17 protein-coding genes are annotated in these 18732 nt (G+C 64.6%); 4 read left to right on the top strand and 13 right to left on the bottom strand.

Features of this window, described 5'->3' with window-relative positions; all coding sequences use genetic code 11:
* The first annotated feature begins 2 nt into the window (after positions 1–2).
* The 3 genes from XI04_RS29450 to XI04_RS29440 all read left to right on the top strand — a co-directional run bounded on the left by XI04_RS29450 (position 3) and on the right by XI04_RS29440 (position 2102).
* Entirely contained in the window at positions 3–1091 is a 1089-nt protein-coding gene (locus tag XI04_RS29450) for a sn-glycerol-3-phosphate import ATP-binding protein UgpC (RefSeq protein WP_028139464.1), read from the top strand.
* Between the two features lie 262 nt (positions 1092–1353).
* Positions 1354–1779, top strand: coding sequence for an Hsp20 family protein (locus tag XI04_RS29445; protein ID WP_028139463.1), 426 nt, complete (start codon positions 1354–1356; stop codon positions 1777–1779).
* Between the two features lie 50 nt (positions 1780–1829).
* Complete coding sequence (locus tag XI04_RS29440) at positions 1830–2102, top strand: DUF1150 family protein (RefSeq protein ID WP_007598581.1); 273 nt, start codon at positions 1830–1832, stop codon at positions 2100–2102.
* A gap of 128 nt (positions 2103–2230) precedes the next feature.
* Here XI04_RS29440 and XI04_RS29435 read toward each other — a convergent pair whose 3' ends face one another.
* The 13 genes from XI04_RS29435 to XI04_RS29375 form a co-directional block, all read right to left on the bottom strand.
* Positions 2231–3253 carry a glycoside hydrolase family 5 protein gene (locus XI04_RS29435; protein ID WP_271623870.1) on the bottom strand — a complete coding sequence of 341 codons (1023 nt, stop codon included), beginning with the start codon at positions 3251–3253 and terminating at the stop codon, positions 2231–2233.
* 13 nt (positions 3254–3266) lie between these two features.
* Complete coding sequence (locus XI04_RS29430; RefSeq protein WP_212477482.1) at positions 3267–4562, bottom strand: O-antigen ligase family protein; 1296 nt, start codon at positions 4560–4562, stop codon at positions 3267–3269.
* 33 nt (positions 4563–4595) lie between these two features.
* Positions 4596–7835 (bottom strand): autotransporter outer membrane beta-barrel domain-containing protein, encoded by a 3240-nt coding sequence (locus XI04_RS29425; RefSeq protein ID WP_212477484.1) that lies wholly within the window; start codon positions 7833–7835, stop codon positions 4596–4598.
* Between the two features lie 182 nt (positions 7836–8017).
* Entirely contained in the window at positions 8018–8479 is a 462-nt protein-coding gene (gene ptsN / locus XI04_RS29420; RefSeq protein WP_014438750.1) for a PTS IIA-like nitrogen regulatory protein PtsN, read from the bottom strand.
* Positions 8480–8710: 231 nt separating this feature from the next.
* The gene (gene hpf, locus XI04_RS29415) at positions 8711–9337 is read right to left on the bottom strand and encodes a ribosome hibernation-promoting factor, HPF/YfiA family (protein ID WP_028139460.1); all 627 of its coding nucleotides are present in this window, start codon (positions 9335–9337) and stop codon (positions 8711–8713) included.
* A 201-nt stretch (positions 9338–9538) separates the two neighbouring features.
* On the bottom strand, positions 9539–11170 hold the full coding sequence (gene rpoN / locus XI04_RS29410; RefSeq protein ID WP_038950982.1) for an RNA polymerase factor sigma-54: 1632 nt from the start codon (positions 11168–11170) through the stop codon (positions 9539–9541).
* 90 nt (positions 11171–11260) lie between these two features.
* Positions 11261–12268, bottom strand: a complete 1008-nt coding sequence (gene lptB, locus XI04_RS29405; protein WP_212477486.1) for an LPS export ABC transporter ATP-binding protein — start codon at positions 12266–12268, stop codon at positions 11261–11263.
* 222 nt (positions 12269–12490) lie between these two features.
* The gene (locus XI04_RS29400) at positions 12491–13204 is read right to left on the bottom strand and encodes an LptA/OstA family protein (RefSeq protein WP_271610553.1); all 714 of its coding nucleotides are present in this window, start codon (positions 13202–13204) and stop codon (positions 12491–12493) included.
* Between the two features lie 4 nt (positions 13205–13208).
* Positions 13209–13943 carry an LPS export ABC transporter periplasmic protein LptC gene (gene lptC / locus XI04_RS29395; RefSeq protein ID WP_271610554.1) on the bottom strand — a complete coding sequence of 245 codons (735 nt, stop codon included), beginning with the start codon at positions 13941–13943 and terminating at the stop codon, positions 13209–13211.
* 159 nt (positions 13944–14102) lie between these two features.
* Complete coding sequence (locus XI04_RS29390) at positions 14103–14717, bottom strand: ribonuclease D (protein ID WP_018323452.1); 615 nt, start codon at positions 14715–14717, stop codon at positions 14103–14105.
* 103 nt (positions 14718–14820) lie between these two features.
* Positions 14821–16122 carry a UbiA family prenyltransferase gene (locus XI04_RS29385; RefSeq protein ID WP_271610555.1) on the bottom strand — a complete coding sequence of 434 codons (1302 nt, stop codon included), beginning with the start codon at positions 16120–16122 and terminating at the stop codon, positions 14821–14823.
* 229 nt (positions 16123–16351) lie between these two features.
* Positions 16352–16927 (bottom strand): hypothetical protein, encoded by a 576-nt coding sequence (locus tag XI04_RS29380; protein ID WP_244625910.1) that lies wholly within the window; start codon positions 16925–16927, stop codon positions 16352–16354.
* Positions 16927–18090, bottom strand: coding sequence for a hypothetical protein (locus tag XI04_RS29375; RefSeq protein ID WP_271610556.1), 1164 nt, complete (start codon positions 18088–18090; stop codon positions 16927–16929). Before XI04_RS29375 ends, XI04_RS29380 begins: the two co-directional genes overlap by 1 nt.
* Between XI04_RS29375 and XI04_RS29370 the strand changes: the two genes are divergently transcribed.
* The gene (locus XI04_RS29370) at positions 18089–18499 is read left to right on the top strand and encodes a hypothetical protein (protein WP_271610557.1); all 411 of its coding nucleotides are present in this window, start codon (positions 18089–18091) and stop codon (positions 18497–18499) included. The two genes, XI04_RS29375 and XI04_RS29370, sit on opposite strands and share 2 nt — an antisense overlap.
* The last annotated feature ends 233 nt before the right edge of the window (positions 18500–18732 follow it).

Below are 18732 nucleotides of genomic sequence, written 5' to 3'. Positions count from 1 at the left end.
TCATGGCTAACGTCACCCTGCGCAACGTCCGCAAGACCTATCTCGGCGGCTTCGAGGCCATCAAGGGCGTCAACGTCGATGTCGGCGACGGACAGTTCTGCGTGCTGGTCGGCCCCTCCGGCTGCGGCAAGTCGACATTGCTGCGCATGGTCGCGGGCCTCGAGACCGTCACCGGCGGCGAGATCGATATCGGCGGACGTGTGGTCAACCAGGTCGAGCCCGCCGATCGCGACATCGCGATGGTGTTCCAGAACTACGCGCTCTATCCGCATATGAGCGTCTACAACAACATGGCCTACGGCCTGCGCAACCGTGGCATGAAGGAAGCCGAGATCAAGTCCCGCGTCGACGAAGCCGCACGCGTGCTCGAGCTCACGCCGATGCTGGAGCGCAAGCCGCGTCAGCTCTCCGGCGGCCAGCGTCAGCGCGTCGCCATGGGCCGCGCCATCGTGCGCCAGCCGAAGGTGTTTCTGTTCGACGAGCCGCTGTCGAACCTCGATGCGAAACTCCGCATCGCGATGCGCGTCGAGATCCGCAAATTGCAGCGCCGGCTCAACACGACGTCGATCTACGTCACCCACGACCAGCTCGAAGCCATGACGCTCGCCGACGTCCTTGTTGTGATGAACGGCGGCCAGGTCGAGCAGGTCGGCAATCCGCTTGCGATCTACGAGAAGCCGGCAACCACCTTCGTCGCCTCCTTCATCGGCGCGCCGCCGATGAATTTGATGTCGACGCGCCCGGAGGAGATCAGGTCGCAGCTTGCGGGCAGCGCGGCGGCCGACGCCGGCATTCTCGGCATCCGCCCGGAAGACTTCGTCATCACCGACCAGACCCCGGGCGGCGGCGTCGCTTTGCCGCTGACGGTGGAGGCGATCGAGCGCGTCGGCGCCGAAACCTTCGTCTACGGCTCGCGCGAGCAGGAAGAGCAGCGTGTCGCCGCCACGCCGGGCGAGCTGCCGCCCGGCGAGATCATCGTCCGCATTCCCGGAACCGAGGCTCCCGCCATCGGCGCGAAAATCCGCGTCGCGGCGCTGCGGGCGAAGCTGCATTTGTTCAGCGGCGACGGGCGGACGCGGCTGGAGGCCTGATCGGTTCCGAAAGGCCGGACAACACAAAACGCGAAAACAACCCCATGCACAGTACAAGGGGGTCTGTTTTTGTTGAGATAAATGGCCCGCCTGATGTCGTCATGCGCGGGCTTGTCCCGGGCATGACGACAGGAAATGGCCAATCCACAGCTTCCCGGCTACCTGCTTGAACCAACACGGGAACATGCCCATATTGCTGATCAAGGGGTGCCTCTCAGGGCCCTGATGCACCAAAGTCGCTTCTGCGAGGACTTTGTAAACTATGTCTCGTGTTCCCACGTTATCCAGTCCGTTCCTTCTGGGCTTCGACGAGATTGAGCGCGTGCTCGATCGCGTCGTCAAAGGTGCCGACGGCTATCCTCCCTACAATATCGAGAGGTGTGGCGGCGCGGACGGCCAGCCCGAGCGCTTACGTATCACGCTGGCGGTCGCCGGATTCACGCGCGACCAACTCGATGTAACCATTGAGGAAAACCAGCTCGTGATCCGCGGGCGGCAGCAGGACGACAAGACCCGGCAATACATCCATCGCGGCATCGCCGCGCGCCACTTCCAGCGCACCTTCGTGCTGGCGGAGGGGATGCTGGTGCTGGGTGCGGATCTGAAGAACGGGTTGTTGTCGATCGATCTGGCCCGGCCTGAACCGGAGAGGATCGTTAAGACAATCGCTATCAATGAGCACGAATAATGGAACGAGTAGCGGACTCGACCGCTTAGTGTTCCAGAGGAGTCGAGACCATGAGTGAAGGTCACGTTGCGTTCGAATACGAAGCCAAGAATGTCTCGCCCGAGACGCTGGCAACCCTTGGCGAAGGCCATATCGCCTATGTGAAGCAGATCCGCTCCGAGGACGTGCCGGGCCTGTTTCCCGAGGCGCCGAAAATCGCGCCGGGCTTAAAACTCTTCGCGCTCCACGCCGCCGACGGCACGCCGATCATGCTGACCGACAGCCGGGAAGCTGCGATCGCCAATGCCTGGAGCAACGAGCTGCAAGCCGTCAGCGTGCACTGAGCGCACGTCGCACGAATAGAGTTTCCAGCGGGCATGCCTTCTTGCGAAGGCGTGCCCGTTTCCATTTTGACGCGATGACGGTGCTCGAGGCCGCAGCGTGCTCAACTCTCGAGTCCCGAACGCGCGCTTCAACGCACCGCCGGGATCAGCGCCGGCAGGACGTCCGGCTTCCAGGTTTGACGCGCGCTGTCGAAGGCCGCGAAATCATGGTCGAACTGCCAATAGGCCCATGCCCAGCCAAGCCGATCCGCACTTCGCGCCACGAACGACAGATATCGCGTCCGGGCCTCGGCCGGAGCGCGCTCGTACACGCCGAACTCGCCGAGATAGATCGGGCGCTTTTCCTTTTCGGACCAGCTACGGATCTTTTCGAAGTCGGCGAGAGCCTTCTGTTCGTCCTCCGGACTGCCCCAATCGAGCGGCCCGAGCCGCGAAAACGTTGGGGACCACGGCGCACCCTGATGCGTGAAGCGTATCGGCGCGTAATAGTGAAACGTGACGATGAGGTTTCTGTCACCTGATGGCAGGGCCAGCTCCTCGACCGGCATGTCATCGACGTTGAGAACGGCAGCAATGACCGTCCGGCCGGGGTTGCTGGTGCGGATGATGCCGAGACATTCGTTCAGAAGGGCGTTCCAACTGGCCGACGTCATCTGCCCGCCGGGCTCATTGAGGACCTCGAAGACAAGCTTCGGATATCTTCCGGCATAGCGCTCGGCGATTTGCGTCCAGAATGCCTTCAGCTTCTCGGCGCATGCGGACACGTCGCGCTGGCAGGTATCCGTATCGTGCTCGTCGAGAATGGGGATAAGCTTCCGGGCGAGCACCTCCTCGATCACGGCATCAAGCCGCCTCAAGACGATTTCATCCAGCAGATACCCTTCGCCCATGAACTTGAAGCCGAAGAAATTGATCCGAACGTGCGAGAACCCGGCCTTTCGGATGGCCGTGAGGTTGTCCAGACGAAATGGCGCGTTCCGGCCTCCCTCCCAGATGCCGTCGTAGCCGAGGATGTTGATGCCGCGCCCCAACTCTCCTGGGGCGCGCGCGGTGCCCTGTTTGGCTGCGTCGGCCCGAGAGCAGATCGCGAGCATGGCTATCGCCAAGGCGAGACCGAAGGTCACCGACCAGCGGGCGCAGATGGCATTCATGCTGCTTTCTCCATCATGGCAGCAGGGATTGCTGCGGCACCGGCCTGCACACCGCGAAGAAGAACGCGACGAGAAGCACCGACGTGAACATCGTCGAGCGCAGGAACATCGTCTCCGTGAAGTTCGATTGAAAGCTCAGGACGACAAATCCGATGATGAGAGCGCAATGGGAGCGATCGATCGACCGGGTGGCGATCAAGTACAGGACCTTTTCCGAAAACAGATAGACGCTCGCGACGAACAGAAAATATCCCAGAAACCCCGTTTCGATCAGCACCGCGATGTAACCGCTATGATAATTGTCGAGCACCCAGCCATGGTTCTGGTTGAAATAGTCGTAAATCGAAGGGCGCGTCCAGAATCCGTTGATGCCAAAGCCCAGCAGGGGCGCGTCGTTGAAATGGCTGATGGCGTACTGCCAAATGAAAGTCCGCTCGGTCAAGTCGATGGTCGATTCACCGCCGAGACGAAAGGAATCGTACCCCGTCAGATAGAAATACAGAAACAGCAGGGCGGCCAGGATGCACATGATGAATGGCAGCACCGCATAGACTCTCATGCAGCGGATCGACCACATCGAGGTCACGAGCAGCCCACACGCGGCAACGGCAACGGCGCCGGCACCACGGGATTCCGAGGCGATGACGCAGGTCGATGCCAGGAGAAACGTCGCGAGAAAAGCGATCCATCCCTGCCCCGTCATCTTCTGATAGCAGGCAAAGAACATCAGATATGCGCTGATGAAACCGAGCGTCTGCTTCGATTCGTAGATTCCTTGCCACTGGCCGTTGTGCATCCAGCTCTGGTCGACGCCGATCTCGGGCACGAAGATGGCACACAAGGCCGAGGCGGCGACCAGAATGAAGAACCCGAGTGCCGTCGATCCGACGATCTCGTCCACGTCGATACGGATAATGAGGCAGTACGCGCCGAAAGTCGTTATCACGAGAGCCGCACTCTTCATGATCGCTGCAGCGGCGAGGCTGGTCCAGAGAACCGACATGGCGGCAAGGGCGTAGAATGCCACCAGCGCGATGAGGTCAGGATTGGGCTGCACGCGCAGGCAAGGACGCACGAAGGCACTGGCGTAGATCAGGATGACCCACATCAGGAGCGCGACAGCCTGTTGCAGATAGCTCCACTCTGCAGGCAGCAGCGCAGGGTGGAAGACGCCCATCGAGGCGACCACGTTGACGGTGATCGAGCCGCGGATCACGGTTCTGGCAAGCTTCTCGACGCCAGGGCTGGGCGCCTTCCAGATTGCGCTTTCGTGTCCCTCGGAATCTGACGCGGTGCGCAGGCTGGTCATGAGCTGACCACCCCGGCCTGCCCGGCGCAGGCTTCACCACCCATATCGCACGACGCCCTTTCCGGCATAGCTGCGCGTGACGCTCGAGAACTCGCCCTCGAATGTCGCTGCCGCGGACCAGCCGTTCAGCCAAGTCTTCTCCGCCGACGCGGTGACGAGCGCGGCATCGGCGGCTTGCGCTGCGCCGTTGACCACGAAGCTCGAACCGGGCAGCGCCTGGAAGGTCGCGCCGATCGAACGGTCGGGATTGGAATTGTGTGCCCAGGCGAGGCGAACGCGCAGCGTGGCGATGCCGTCGGCCATGGCGAAGGACTTGTCGCTGCGCAGGCCGAATTCGCTGCGGCCGGCGGTGGCGGCGTCCGAAGCGTAGCTGAGAGCGAACGTGTCATTGCCGGTGACCGCCCGCTCGGTGTAGGCCGGCAGGTCGAACCTCGTGAACTGGGCCGCCGCATAGGGCGAGATGCCGACACCGCCGATCCACGGCGCCACGAAGCGATAGCCGCCTTCGATCCGAGCGGAATAGGCGTTGGCCTTGAAACGGGCCTGGAGATGATCCGCACCGGCGATGGTGACGGTGCGATCGGTGGTGACGTCCTGCCAGCCATAGGCCAGAGCGCCCGTGACATAGGCGGCGCCGGCATTGTGCCGCACGAAGGCGCCGGCCTGGAACAGGTCGGAGCGGCCGGTGCCGCCATTCGTCACCGAGAAGCTGGTGCCGCCGCCGGCGAGCGCAAAGCCGGCCACGGTATTTGGCGAGAGCCAATAATCCGCACCGGCGACCGCGCCGGCGATCCGGCTGGTGGCGGTGCCGGAGCCGAGCGCCGCGTTCCCGTCGGTGGTCTGCGAGCCACCGAAGCCCGCAGCCCACACGCTCCAGCGGGACTCGAAGGTCTGCGCAGGCGGCGCTTTGCGAGAGATCGCGGCGTAGGCGTCACGCGGGTCGCGGTTAAGCTTGCGGCCGCCGGCATAAGCCAGCACGTCACCATCGTCGGCTGCGTATCCCGTCGCGCCGGCCGCCGGCAGAGGATTGCTGCGCCCGGCCAGGAAGGGATCGGTCAGCGTGCCCATGAACTGGTTCATGGCGTTGAAGGTCGTCTGCTGCGCGCCGGTCGCGGTCTCGCCCGAGGCTTGCGTCAGGGCGCCCATCAAGGGCGTGCCGGCCAACGCAAACAGCGGGTTGAAGCCCGCCGGCAGCGCCGCGCCTGATATCAGCGGAGCGTCGATCCCCGCCGCCACGTTCCGCACATTGACGCTGGCATTGGCGGGCAGCGTATACGACAGCAGCCCGGGATCGAGCGTCAGCAGCACGTCGTTGCCGGCGTAGCTCAGCCGCGCATTGCGCGCGAAGCTGTTTGCGGTCAGGAAATCCACACCCGTGAAACTGCCGTTCAAATTGCCCGCGCTCGCGATCGTGTAGGTCGTCGTCGTCGCAAGGCGCGCGGTCGGATCCACGACCACCTTGCCGCCGAGGCTCGCCGTGCCCGTGACGTCGAGCCGGTCGGCGGCGTGACCGGCGACGTCCACGACGAACCGGCCGCTCGCGCCCTGGACGAAATCGCCGGTCAGCATCGTGGTGCCGACCGTGCCGACGCCAAGCGGCGCCAACATGCCGGCGTTGCTCAGCAGATTGCCGGCGCCAAGGTCCACCGTCGCACCGCTGTCAAACACGCTGCCGGCGAGATTGTTGAAGGCATTGCTGCCGCCGCCGAGCGCGACATTGCCGATGACGATGCCGGAATTGTTCACGGTGTCGTTGCCGGTGGTTGCCAGCACGGCATTGAGCCCGCCGGCGACCTTCGCCGTCGCGCCGATGGTGACGGTGTTGGTTGCGCCGCCGTCCAGCCGGATGCCCGTCAGCGCGCCGGACAAGACGCCTCCGCTGACCGTGACCTCGAGATTACCGCCCCCGCTCGCGTTGATGGCGTTGCCTGAGGCCGACGAGACAGTGCCGATGCTGGTCACCGTGACATCGCCGGGCGCAGAGGCGTGAATGCCATCGGCAAATGCGCTGACAGTCCCGCGGCTGATGAGGGAGGCGAAGCCGCCGTGCGATTGAACGCGAATTCCTTCGCCTGCGGTCGAGACAATGTCGCCGGTGCTGTCCACCGTCGCGAGATATCCGGGCACGTTCGACATGAGCGCGAAGATGCCATAGTCGGTCGCGCTGATGTTTCCCCGGCTGGTGACCCCGACTGCAGCTTGCCCGACGATGTACATGCCGGAGCCGTGGCTCGCGGCGATGTTGCCGACGCTGTTTACCCCGACACCCATTCCGGTCGCGGCGATGCCCGTATCGCGGCCAGTGAGGTCGCCGCGGCTGGTGATGCTGATGCTGTCCCCCGCCGCTATGAACAGTGCGTTGCGTCCAGCCGAGATGTTGCCGTTATTCACGACCGTCGCGGAGGCGCTCGAGTTGTCGATGTAGATTCCGTCGAGTGTCACGGCCATGTCGCCGCGTTGCGAGACAGCGATGTCGCCGAAGACGGAATATGCAGCGATCCCAACGGCACCTGTGATGTTTCCCGTGCTGCTGACGGTAACCCCGAAGTCGGCGGCGGCCAGAATTCCGCTGGCAGCGGCGTTGATGTTTCCGAGTGTCGTGACACTTACCGTGGCAGCGCGTGTTTCGGCGAACACCCCGTAGGTCGTCCTGGACGTGATGTCACCCGTGTGCGCGACAACGATGTTGCCGTTGCTTCCTCCAGGCCCTTGGTATCGCGCGTGAATGCCGTCGCTATACGCGTCGATCGTGCCGCTGCTGGTGATCCTTATGTCGGTGGTACCGAAGAAACCGCCGGTCGTGGTGACGTAGATGCCGGCGCCGCCGGCCGAGCTGATGTTGCCTGCGTGATTGATCGTCACGTCGCCGTCGGTCGAGGCGGAGACTGCGTCGGTGATGCCTGTCACCCTGATCGTCCGCAGCGAGAGATCACTGTTGATCGTAATGCTGCCACTGCCGCGACTGTAGGAAATGGCGGCGACGCCCGAGGCCGGCGCGATGTCGGTCGTCAGCGCATTGAGGTTGAGCGTGCCGACCGCGGCCTGGTCGAAATCGGCGGCGCCGATGCCGGCCGATTGATCGCCGCTGCAGGTGGCGGTGCCACCGACCGTCGTGCAGCCGCTTGGCCCGGCCAGCGCCGGCCCGGGCTGCGTCAGCCACAATGCACCGCTTGCCACCGTACCGAGCAGCGCCAGGCGCAAGCCGCTGCTCGCATCGGGCCGTTCTCCCGCCGCCGCGCCACGACGCAACGGCGCGCTTCCATTCCGTATCACGTCTGCTCAGTCCCATTGGTCTCGAGCGACTCTTAGCGGACCTTGACGCCGCCCGATGTGCCGTGCGTCTCAAACGGGAAGATTTTGATACCGTCTACCTTGGCTATCCAACGGTGCGCATGCCACGACGCTGCCAACGCCGTGCGATCTGGAAGGCCAACACAGAGCAGGGGAAAGCGACGTCAGGCCGCCGTTGCCGGCGGCAGCGCCAGCACGGAATAGATCGCCTGGGCATCGCGCGAAGCGCGCAGCTTCTTGGCGATGTCCTGGTCGCGCAGCAGGCGGGCGATGCGGGCGAGCGCCTTGAGATGATCGGCGCCGGCGCCTTCGGGGGCGAGCAGCAGGAAGACGAGATCGACCGGCTGGCCGTCCATCGCCTCGAAATCGATCGGGCGGTCGAGGCGTGCGAACAGGCCAAAAATCTTTTCGAGCTTGGGCAGCTTGCCGTGCGGAATGGCAACGCCATAGCCGACCGCCGTGGTGCCGAGCTTCTCCCGCTGCAGCAGCACCTCGAACACGGAGCGTTCGTTCTGCCCGGTCAGCTCGGCGGCCCTGGCCGCGAGCTCCTGCAGGGCCTGCTTCTTGCTGTTGACCTTCAATGCCGGGAGAATCGCCTCGGGTGCGACCAGATCGGTAATCGGCATGGAGGGTTTCCGAGGTGAATTAAACCGTCAGGTTCCGAATTGGCCGGCTTGGAGAGAAACCACGCCGGGCCGGCGTCAAGAAGGTCAAGCAGGAGGAGGACTTAGCCCAAATCCCGTTAAGTCCTGATGTGGGGCGCTTCTACTCCAACGCAATCCCGGTGCCAACTCCCGCGTGCGGCTTTGCCCCGGTCATTGTTAAGGCCTGCGGATGGTACGGGGCCGGTTTTTTGCCTATCCCCCGGCCCTGCTGTTCCCCTTGCCATCCGCGCCGGCATCCGTTTTGGCTCCGGGCGGGTCGATCCAGCCCACATTGCCGTCGGCCCGGCGGTAAATGATGTTCACCCGGCCGCTGGAGCCATGCTGAAAGACCAGGCAGGGAGCCCCGCTCAGGTCGAGTTCCATGACGGCCTCACTGACCGACAGCGGCTTCAGCGAGGTGGTGGCCTCGGCGATGATGACGGGGCTGTAGCCGGTGACCTCGTCCTCGCCCTCCGGGGCCTCGAGCACGTAGCTGGTGGCATCGAGCGCAGCCATCGCTTCGGAGGCGACATGGGCCTTGCGGGCGGAGCGGTCCTTGAGCCGGTTCTTGTAGCGGCGCAGCCGCTTCTCGATCATCAGCAGCGCCTGATCGGCGCTGGCATAGGCATCCGGCGCGTTCGAATCGGCCTCCAGCGTGATTCCGGAATCCAGGTGCAGGGCGCAATCGGTGCGGAAGCCGAAGCCGTCCTTGCTGAGCGTGATGTGGCCGGAATAATTGCCGTCGAAATATTTGCGCAGCACCTCGTCGGTGCGGTCGGAAACGCGGCCGCGCAGGGCCTCGCCGACGCTGATGCTCTTTCCCGAGATTCTGAGAGTCATGTGATGCCTCGCTTGGTTCACGTGCTCGCGGTGCGATGCCACGTCATCGCACCTCTGGAATATTGCCTGCGCATGATCTCGCCGCAAACGCCTTTGGCGCTTGTCGGGAAGCAAAACCGCTGGACACTTTTCCGGATCATGCGCGTGCTTGGATCCGTCTCGACGGGAGGTCGAGAGTAGCGCGATTTCGCGCCAGCGCAATCAGGCCGGTTCGGTGTTGCGGGAACGATCGGACAAGGCGGTAGAGAGGACGTTACCAAGAGCGCTCTGCTTGTCGCGGCGACGTTGCACCGAGGAAGGAATGCGCATGGCTTCGCGGTACTTCGCGACCGTGCGGCGGGCAATATCAATGCCCGAGGCGCGCAAGCGTTCCACGATGGTGTCGTCCGACAGGATCGCCGCGGGCTCCTCCGAATCGATCAGCTGCTTGATGTGGTGGCGCACGGCTTCGGCGGAGTGCGCCTCGCCGCCGTCGGCCGACGCGATCGAGGCGGTGAAGAAATATTTCAGCTCAAATGTGCCGCGATTTGTCGCCATGTACTTGTTGGCGGTGACGCGCGACACCGTGGATTCATGCATCTGGATGGCGTCGGCGACGGCCTTTAGATTCAGCGGCCGCAAATGCGCGACGCCATGGGTGAAGAAGCCGTCCTGCTGGCGCACGATCTCGGTTGCAACTTTCAGGATGGTGCGGGCGCGCTGGTCGAGCGCGCGCACCAGCCAGGTCGCGTTCTGGAGCGCGTCGGTGAAATAGGACTTGTCGCCGTCCTTGCCGATCTTCTTCGACAGCTCGGAATAGTAGGTCTGGTTGACCAGCACGCGCGGCAAGGTGTCGCTGTTGAGCTCGACATGCCAGCCGCCGTCGGGACCCGGGCGGACATAGACGTCGGGCACCATGGTCTGCAGACGCGCCGAGCCGAACTTCATGCCGGGCTTGGGATTGAGGCGGCGGATCTCGCCGATCATGTCGGCGATGTCCTCGTCGTCGACGCCGCAGATCTTGCGCAGGGCCACGATGTCGCGCTTGGCCAGGAGATCGAGATGCTCGACCAGGGCCTGCATCGCGGGGTCGTAGCGGTCGAGTTCGCGGAGCTGGATCGCCAGGCATTCGCTCAAATTGCGCGCACAGACCCCGGGCGGATCGAATTTTTGCAGCACGGCAAGGACGCCCTCGACGTCGGCTTGCGTCGCGCCAAGGCGCTCGGCGGCCTGGCCGAGATCGCCCGGCAGATAGCCGGCCTCGTCGACGAGGTCGATCAAATACTGGCCGATCATGCGCTGGGCAGGTGCGGTGAAGGCCACCGAGAGCTGCTCGGCCAGATGGTCGCCGAGTGTGGTTTCCGCGGCGACGAAGGCTTCGAGATTGTAGTCCTCGTCGCCGGAGGCACCGCCGCCCCATTCCGTATAGGTGGTCGGCGCTGCATCCTGGGCGTTGCGCGCTGCGGCCTCGGCCGGCTCCTCGGAGAAGACGTTGTCCAGGCCCGTATCCAGGGTCTGCTCGATCTCGGCGCGGGTGCCGAGATCCTTGCTCATCCATTCTTCCTGGCCGGGCTCGAAGGCCTCGCCGCTGCCGCCAAAGCCATCGTCGCCCTGACCATCACCCTGGCCGCCGGACTCCTCGCCATCGCTGTACTGGCCGGCCTCGGCCGGGGCCTCGCCCGCGGGGGCCTCGTCATTGGCCCGTTCCAGCAGGGGGTTACGCTCGAGCTCCTCTTCCACGAAGGTCGTGAGATCGAGATTGGACAATTGCAGCAGCTTGATCGCCTGCATCAACTGCGGCGTCATGACCAGCGACTGCGATTGCCGGAACTCTAATCTCTGCGTGAGCGCCATGAAGCAAGAACCGTTCCCAAAAATTGGTCCGATTTTTGCTTATCCTAGTCCGGGCCCGATGTACACGTCTTGACGAAACCCAAAAACGGGCTAGAGGCGGAATTCCTCGCCAAGGTAAAGGCGGCGCACGTCCGGATCGGCGACGATCTCATCCGGGCTCCCCTCGGTCAAGATTTCACCGGCATAGACGATGTAGGCGCGATCGGTGAGGCCGAGCGTCTCACGGACATTGTGGTCGGTGATGAGCACGCCGATGCCGCGATTGGTGAGATGGCGGACGAGGTCCTGGATGTCGCCGACCGCGATCGGGTCGATGCCGGCGAAGGGCTCGTCGAGCAGCATGTAGTTCGGCCGCGTCGCCAGCGCACGCGCGATCTCGACGCGGCGCCGCTCGCCACCGGACAGCGCGATCGACGGCGATTTGCGCAGCCGCGTGATGTTGAACTCGTCGAGCAGCGAATCGAGCTGCTGCTCGCGCTTCTTGCGCGAGGGCTCGACCACCTCGAGCACGGCGCGGATGTTCTGCTCGACGGTGAGGCCGCGGAAGATCGAGGCTTCCTGCGGCAGATAGCCGATGCCGAGCCGCGCGCGCTGATACATCGGCAGCTTGGTGACGTCGTGGCCGTCGAGCTCGATGGCACCGCGATCGGCCTTGATCAGGCCGGTGATCATGTAGAACACGGTGGTCTTGCCGGCGCCGTTCGGACCGAGCAGGCCGACCGCCTCGCCGCGGCGCACATAGATGCTGACGCCGCGCACCACCTGGCGGCTGCCGAAGGCCTTTTCCACGCTATGCACAGCCAGGAAGCCCGGCCGCTTCAACAGCTGCGGCCCGCCGGCGCCGTTCGGCTTGGCGGCGGCCCTGACGGGGTGAACCGCCGGCTGGCGCGGCGCCTCGGCTTGATAGTCGCCTTGATAGTCGCCCGGGAACTGATCGGGCGCATGGATCGCCTGGTCGCGGGCCATCGGCGCGTCCCGGATCGGGCTGGTCACGAGCCCGCCGACGCCGTCACCGAGCGCGGTGATGTCCTGACGCGCAAATCCTGGCCGGCCGCGCTTGGCGGGGCGCCGACGGAACATGCTGAAGAGATCGACCATCCCCGCCTTTTAGCCTTTCGCGACGATCCTGCGCGAATTCGCGCGATCTGCCGCACCGGCCGTTCGACTAGCCGGTGCAGCATGAGTGAAGGGATGTCTCATGCCCAGTGAAACACGCCCGAAAAGCGGCGGACCCCGCTTCGAAAGCCCTGCGCGCTAGATACAGTCTCGCCGGCCAAGCTTCAACCTCGGTTCGGCCACGTCCGAACCAAGCTGTTGAATTCATTTCGGTTTAGTTGCACCGGGCAATTGCAAAGGCGGCGCCCCGCCGGGCTTGCCCGAACCGCAATCATTGCCGCCGCCCTGGGGCAGCAGGGCCTGAACCCGGCCGTTGTCGGATTCCACCCGCGACACGCCCGTCGTCATGTCGACCATCAAACGGTCGCCGCGCAGCACGTTCTTGCACTGCGTCAGGACGACTTGGCCGCCGCCGCCCAGCATGGTGATGAGATTGGTCCTGGTGTCGAACACGGCGGTCTCGCCGGTCACCACCTGGTCCTTCTGGGTGACCACGACATTGCCGCGCGCTTCCAGCCGCTTGATCGAGGAACTGCCGCCGGGGCCCGGCTGCGCGGACTGCATCGGCGCGCCCTTGGTCGCCTTGGCCGCAGGCTGCGGCGTGGCGGGCTTGTCGCCGCCCGACTCGTAGAACACCACCAGCGTCTTCGAGGTCATGGTGGTGTCGCCCTGGACGACCTTCACATTGCCGGCGAAGGTCGCCTCCTTCTTCTTGTCGCGCATCTCGAGCGAGGCGGCCTCGATCTGAATCGGCTGATCACGGTTCTGCGAAAAACCCTGCATCGCGTTCGGCACGCCCTGCATCGTGCTCTGCGCAAAAGCGGTGCCGGTTGCAGCAAGCACGACAATGGCGGCGAGCGCAGCTGCACTGAAGATGGCGCTGCGCTTGTTGTCGTTGCGCGGAAAAGACCTGATCATGAAATCACTTTGAATTGGCAGATTTGTTCTTTGACTTGGCCGGCGGCGCCGACGGCGCGGGCTCGGCCGGCGCAGGCTGAGCGGCGGCGGGGTCATCCAGCTTGTCCAGATGCATCACCACATTGCCTTCGAAGCGGATGACGTCGCCGCCTTCCGTAATGCGTAAGCGGTCCGCGGTCAGCGTGCCGTTGGTCAGCTTGACGTCGACGCGCTCGTCCGAGGAGACCGTGCCCTTGCCCATGTCCACGAAGGCCGAGTTCAGCCGGGCCTCGTAGCCGGTTGAGGTGCGCAGGAAGATGTCCTTGTGCAGATCGAGCTGCTGCTGCTTGTTGTCGAAGCGGCCGGTGCGGGCATCGAGGAACAGGGTGGATTGATCCTCCATCAGCACTTTCGCGCGCAGGTCGGAGAGATCGACATGATCGGGATCGGTGATGTCCTGTGTCGCAGTCTTGGCCCAGAGCTCGTAGGGCCGCTGGTCCGGCGTGTAGCCCGCCAGATGCGGCGATTCCATCGTGATCTTGGTGCCCGACACCACCAGGTTTCCGGAATCGAGCGGCAGCTTCGGCATCAGCATGCGGAACGGATTGAAGACCGAGACGCCGACGATCGCGGCCATCGACAACAGCACTGCAGCCGGCACCGCGAGGCGCAGAATCCGCACCAGACGGCTGTGGCGCGCCGCGCTGGCAAACTTCGCCGCAAGCGCGGCGTCGTAGGTGGGATTGTGGGCCGAATTCACCTGAGCTCCTGAGGTGCCGCTCGCCAGGCCGGGTTGCAGGCCGCTCCATTGTACCCGTGACCGCCGCAATATGCAGCCTTGTACATATCAGGCTTGGACAGGCCGCACGAAAGTGTCCGAAACGGGGCGCAGCCCGAAGTCTAACCGGCGGGCGAGGGCTCAGGAATGCGCGAAAATGTCCTCCTCCGCCCAGCCCTGGAGGTCGAGCAGGGCGCGGGTCGGCAGGAAGTCGAAACAGGCTTTGGCCAGCGCGGTGCGGCCCTCCCGCACCAGCATGGCGTCGAGCCGTTCGCGCAAGGCATGCAGGTGCAGCACGTCCGAGGCGGCATAGGCGAGCTGCGGCTCGGTCAGGCTGTCGGAACCCCAGTCGCTGGATTGCTGCTGCTTGGAGAGATCGACATTGAGCACCTCGCGCACGAGGTCTTTCAAGCCGTGGCGATCGGTGTAGGTGCGGGTCAGGCGCGAGGCAATCTTGGTGCAATAAATCGGGCCGGTCATGACGCCGAAGGTCTGGTACAGCACCGCGACGTCGAACCGCGCGAAGTGGAAGATCTTGGTGATGGCGGGATTGGCCAGCAGCGCCTTGAGGTTCGGCGCGTCGGTGTGTCCCTTGGGGATCTGCACCACGTCGGCGCTGCCGTCGCCGGGCGAGAGCTGCACCACGCAGAGCCGGTCGCGGTGCGGGTTCAGCCCCATGGTCTCGGTGTCGATCGCCACCGCTCCGGTGTAGCGGGACAGGTCGGGCAGGTCGCCGCGATGCAGGCGTACGGTCATGGCGTTTCAAAACCTCGGGTCTAATCGGTGCGTCGGCAAATAGCGAGTTCGGATTGCCCGCGATGTAGCCATTGCCGGCGGGCCGCGCAAGCACGGGCTTCGCTCAGATCGCCGCCAGCATGATGCAGATCATCGCCGCGACCGCAATGCGGCTGGGGCCGTCGCGGAAGGCGTACAGAATCGGGTCATCGGGCATCTCGCGGCGATGCGCCATCATCAGGGCGCGGCCGAACCAGTACAGCAGCAGCGGATTGAGCAGCCACAGCATCCAGGGACGGCTGTACAGCGGCGTCACCGCGGACGAGGAGACGTAGAGCGAGAACACGGTCACCGCGTTCATCGCGCTCGCCGCCGCCATCGCGGCGATGATTTGCAGATCGGTGACGCGATAGTCGCGATTGGAAGGATCGGAAAGGCCGGCGCTCTCGCGCATGCTGAGCTCGCTGAAGCGCTTGATCAGCGCCAGCGACGTGAACACGAAGAGCGAGAAGATCAGCAGCCATTCCGATAGCACCACGCCGACGCCGACCGCGCCGGCGACGATGCGAAGCGTGTAGAGACCGGCGAGCGTGACGATGTCGACCAGCATCTTGCGCTTGAGCGCGAGCGAATAGGCGATGGTGGTGACAAGATAGGCGCCGAGCACGCCGAGAAACAGAGGCGAGATGCAGAGGCCGGCCACGACCGCGAACAGCCACAACGCAGGGATCGCTGATAGCGCGGACGAGATCGGCAGATCTCCGGCCGCCAGCGCGCGATGGCGCTTGGTCGGATGCTGCCGGTCCGCTGCGAGATCCAGGAGATCATTCATCAGATAGGCGCCAGACGCACAGGCCGAGAACGCCAGGAACGCCAGCAGCGCGGAGCCAAAGCTGGCAAAATTCAACTGATGCGCGGTGATGACAGGCACGAACACCAGCGTGTTCTTGGCGTATTGATAGACGCGCAGCGCCTTGGCCCAGGTCCTGAGGCTGGTCTTGAGGCTGGCGTTGCGGCTGCGATTTTCGATGCGCTCGATGGCGCCGGGATCGAACGGCAGGTTTTCTCCCGCAGCCAGATCGGCCGGCGCAACGACACCGTCAAAGCCGAGATGCGCGGCAATGCCGGCGGCATGACGGGCGAAGCGGCCAGCCACCAGATAGATCTTCGCGCCCCGCGCCCGCGCAGCGAGCGCCCGGTTCAACACGTCGGAATCATAGGGCAGATGGGCGTAGTCGATCTCGGCGCGCGCCAGGATATCCGTGAGTGCCGCCATGCCCGGTCGTCCGCCCGCGCCGAAGCGGGCGAGCATGCGGGCGGGGCTGGAGAACAGCGCCTCCATCAGCAACTCGGACCGCAGCAGGCCGCCTTCGAGATCGATGACGAGCGTCCGCGTGGCCGCCGCCGTGACCAACGGCTCGGGCACGCCAGGATCATACTGCCGGGCAGGCTGCTCCATCCGAAAACGCTCTGACTTGCCGCAAACTGACCGGCATCCGGCCGGGGAGCAGGGAAATGGACGGTCAGGACACTAGGGGAGCATTCGCTAAGGGCGGCTTAATCGGGGCTGCCAGGAGCAGCGAGAACAGGGTGGGGCGCGGCCGCCAATCCGGCGACAAACGAAGACTTATCAATGAGATAGTGCTCAGAAACGCTCACGGCGTCTTCTTCTGCGCAGGCACAGCCGGCTTCACGGGCGTCACCTGGGCTTGCGGCTGGGGGGATGCGGCTTCCGGCGTAGAGATCGCGATGGCGATCAGACGCCATTGCCCGGCCACGGTCTGAAACGTGAGATCGAACTGGATCTGCTGCGGCCGGGTCGGGATGTAACCTGCCAAGCGCAGCATTCCGCGCTGATCGAGCGCGGGCGCGTCGCTGAATTGCGGCGCCAGCAATGCCGCACCGTAGAGATCGAAGTTGCGGCGCCGCAGATCGAGAAAATTCAGCGCGAGATCGGCGGCGGTGTTGCGCGCCTGGAAATCGGGCGCAGCAAGGTCGCGCAGCACCGTGTAATTGCCCGTGCGGTTGGCATCGTTGAGCGTGAGCAGCGTCGAGCGGATCAGATAGAGAGCCTGCTCCAGTGTGACGGGCAGCGACGGCAGCGCGGCAGCCGCAGCCTGCGCAGGCGTTTTCTGCTGCGCCATCGCCCCGTCGCTTCCGCAGCACAGCAGCAGCGCCAGTGCCGTCACGGCTCGCGCGATCAATTGCATCGAATTGCCAAAGCCTGACATCACCAGCCGACGCGCATTCCGACGCGGCCGCCCAATCCGCCCCCGTTGGTGCCGTAGGTCAGGCCGCCGCTGGCCTGCACATGCTCGCTGACGCGCAGCGCCGCACTCATGGAGAGCGCATTGGTGTTCTGAAACGTACCCCAGTTCATGCTCATCGCGATCTTCTCGGACGGCATCAGCCAGGGCGAGCCTGACATCGCAAAGGCCATCGCGACGCCGTTGATCGCCTTGCCGGTCCTGCCGTCGAGGTCGTTGAGGCGGGCATTGATGCCTGCGAGCTGGCTGTTGATGCTTGCGATATCCGCGGGGCTCGCAAACCCGAGTGCACTGAGCGAGGTGGAGGCGAGATTGCCGGCCGCGTCCGTGGTGACGAGTTGCACGGGTCCGGACTGCGCGGCCGCGCTCGCGGCCGAGGTGACGCCTGTCATCGTGTAGGTATTGCTCGCGCTGCCGTAGACCTGCTGGTTGGCGCGGGTCGCGGTGGCGCCGTTGCCGATCGCGGTGGAGTTGGCGAAGGTTGCGGAGGCGCCATTGCCGAAGGCCGAGGAATTTGCGCCGGTCGCGTTGGAGCCGTTGCCCACCGCAGTGTTCGCGACACCGTTTCCGCTCGCGTTGGCGCCGTTTCCGACCGCAATGTTGAAGCTGCCGGTGCCGCTGGCATTGGATTGCGCCCCGTTCGCGATATTCCTCGAATTGGCGCCGCTGGCATTCGCCAGATAGCCGCTCGCCGCGTTGGAGCTGTTGGCGCCAAATGCGATGGCGGCGTTGCCGGTGGCGACGTTGTTGCTTCCGGACCCGCTCGCATTGGTATTCATGCCGGTCGCGATATTGGAGCTGTTGTCGCCGGTCGCGTTGGAGTTGACGCCGGACGCGATGTTGCCGCTGCCGTTGCCGAAGGCGTTGGCGTTGCTCCCCGTCGCCGTGTTGGCGCTGGCGTCGCCGTAGGCCTTGGCGACAAACCCGTTCGCAACATTTCTGCTGTTGTTGCCGGAGGCATTGGAACTGCGCCCTGTCGCAACGTTCCTGCTGTTGTCTCCGTTGGCCAGGGCGGTCAGCCCGGACGCAAGATTGCCGCTGTTGTTGCCGCTGGCATTGGCTCCGGCGCCGGCCGCGATATTGGTGCTGTTGTCACCGCCGGCTTTCGCGTTGTTTCCGGACGCCATGTTTTTGCTGCCATCACCGCTGGCGATGGCTCCCACCCCGGTCGCGCTGTTGAAGCTGTTGTTGCCGCTGGCGTCGGCATTGTTTCCCGTCGCTCCATTGGAGCTGCTATCGCCGCTGGCGTTAGCGCCTGCCCCGATCGCGGAGTTGTTGCTGCCCGCACCCACAGCGGAGGCGGAGGGTCCACAGGCAAAATTGCCCCCTGAGCCGGCCGCCGTGGCGCCTTGCTCAGACGCGGCACCATCCACGCACACGAACTGGGCCCGGGCTTCCGGCCCGCCGGCGCAGGCCGCGATCACGGCAATGAGCGCCGTTGCAAGAAAAGCGGTGACCGGCGCCCGCAATGAAATGGTCATGTTCGTTCCCCACCCCGTCTTCCAAACCCGCAACCGGCAAGAAGAGGAAGAATGAAGACCGCCGTCACTTCCAGCCCCAATTCACTTCCAGCCCCAAGCCGCCGCCACGCCAACGCGATCTCTCAAAGCATGCGGCCCGTGGCTTTGGGAAGACGCGCGATGCACGAAAGCCTGCGCGGCCTATCGTCCTCCCATATTCATGGGGGCCGCCCGGTGTCCCGGCTTCTCAATCCGCGCACTCGTTTCGCGAAGAGGCGGACCGTTTGCCGAATGCCCGGCTGTTGCATG

Source organism: Bradyrhizobium sp. CCBAU 11430 (assembly GCF_028128855.1).
GTDB classification, from domain to species: Bacteria; Pseudomonadota; Alphaproteobacteria; order Rhizobiales; family Xanthobacteraceae; genus Bradyrhizobium; species Bradyrhizobium ottawaense.
This window is presented reverse-complemented; position numbering and strand designations above follow the sequence as displayed.

What these genes read in the sequence shown, in the direction of transcription:
- hpf (WP_028139460.1), bottom strand. Translation starts at nt 9,337, where the DNA reads ATGACTCTCAGAATCTCGGGAAAGAGCATCAGCGTCGGCGAGGCCCTG.
- XI04_RS29450 (WP_028139464.1), top strand. Translation starts at nt 3, where the DNA reads ATGGCTAACGTCACCCTGCGCAACGTCCGCAAGACCTATCTCGGCGGC.
- XI04_RS29390 (WP_018323452.1), bottom strand. Translation starts at nt 14,717, where the DNA reads ATGACCGTACGCCTGCATCGCGGCGACCTGCCCGACCTGTCCCGCTAC.
- lptB (WP_212477486.1), bottom strand. Translation starts at nt 12,268, where the DNA reads ATGGTCGATCTCTTCAGCATGTTCCGTCGGCGCCCCGCCAAGCGCGGC.
- XI04_RS29440 (WP_007598581.1), top strand. Translation starts at nt 1,830, where the DNA reads ATGAGTGAAGGTCACGTTGCGTTCGAATACGAAGCCAAGAATGTCTCG.
- XI04_RS29370 (WP_271610557.1), top strand. Translation starts at nt 18,089, where the DNA reads ATGTTTTTGCTGCCATCACCGCTGGCGATGGCTCCCACCCCGGTCGCG.
- rpoN (WP_038950982.1), bottom strand. Translation starts at nt 11,170, where the DNA reads ATGGCGCTCACGCAGAGATTAGAGTTCCGGCAATCGCAGTCGCTGGTC.
- XI04_RS29380 (WP_244625910.1), bottom strand. Translation starts at nt 16,927, where the DNA reads ATGTCAGGCTTTGGCAATTCGATGCAATTGATCGCGCGAGCCGTGACG.
- XI04_RS29445 (WP_028139463.1), top strand. Translation starts at nt 1,354, where the DNA reads ATGTCTCGTGTTCCCACGTTATCCAGTCCGTTCCTTCTGGGCTTCGAC.
- XI04_RS29375 (WP_271610556.1), bottom strand. Translation starts at nt 18,090, where the DNA reads ATGGCGTCCGGAAACAACGCGAAAGCCGGCGGTGACAACAGCACCAAT.
- XI04_RS29400 (WP_271610553.1), bottom strand. Translation starts at nt 13,204, where the DNA reads ATGATCAGGTCTTTTCCGCGCAACGACAACAAGCGCAGCGCCATCTTC.
- XI04_RS29435 (WP_271623870.1), bottom strand. Translation starts at nt 3,253, where the DNA reads ATGAATGCCATCTGCGCCCGCTGGTCGGTGACCTTCGGTCTCGCCTTG.
- XI04_RS29430 (WP_212477482.1), bottom strand. Translation starts at nt 4,562, where the DNA reads ATGACCAGCCTGCGCACCGCGTCAGATTCCGAGGGACACGAAAGCGCA.
- ptsN (WP_014438750.1), bottom strand. Translation starts at nt 8,479, where the DNA reads ATGCCGATTACCGATCTGGTCGCACCCGAGGCGATTCTCCCGGCATTG.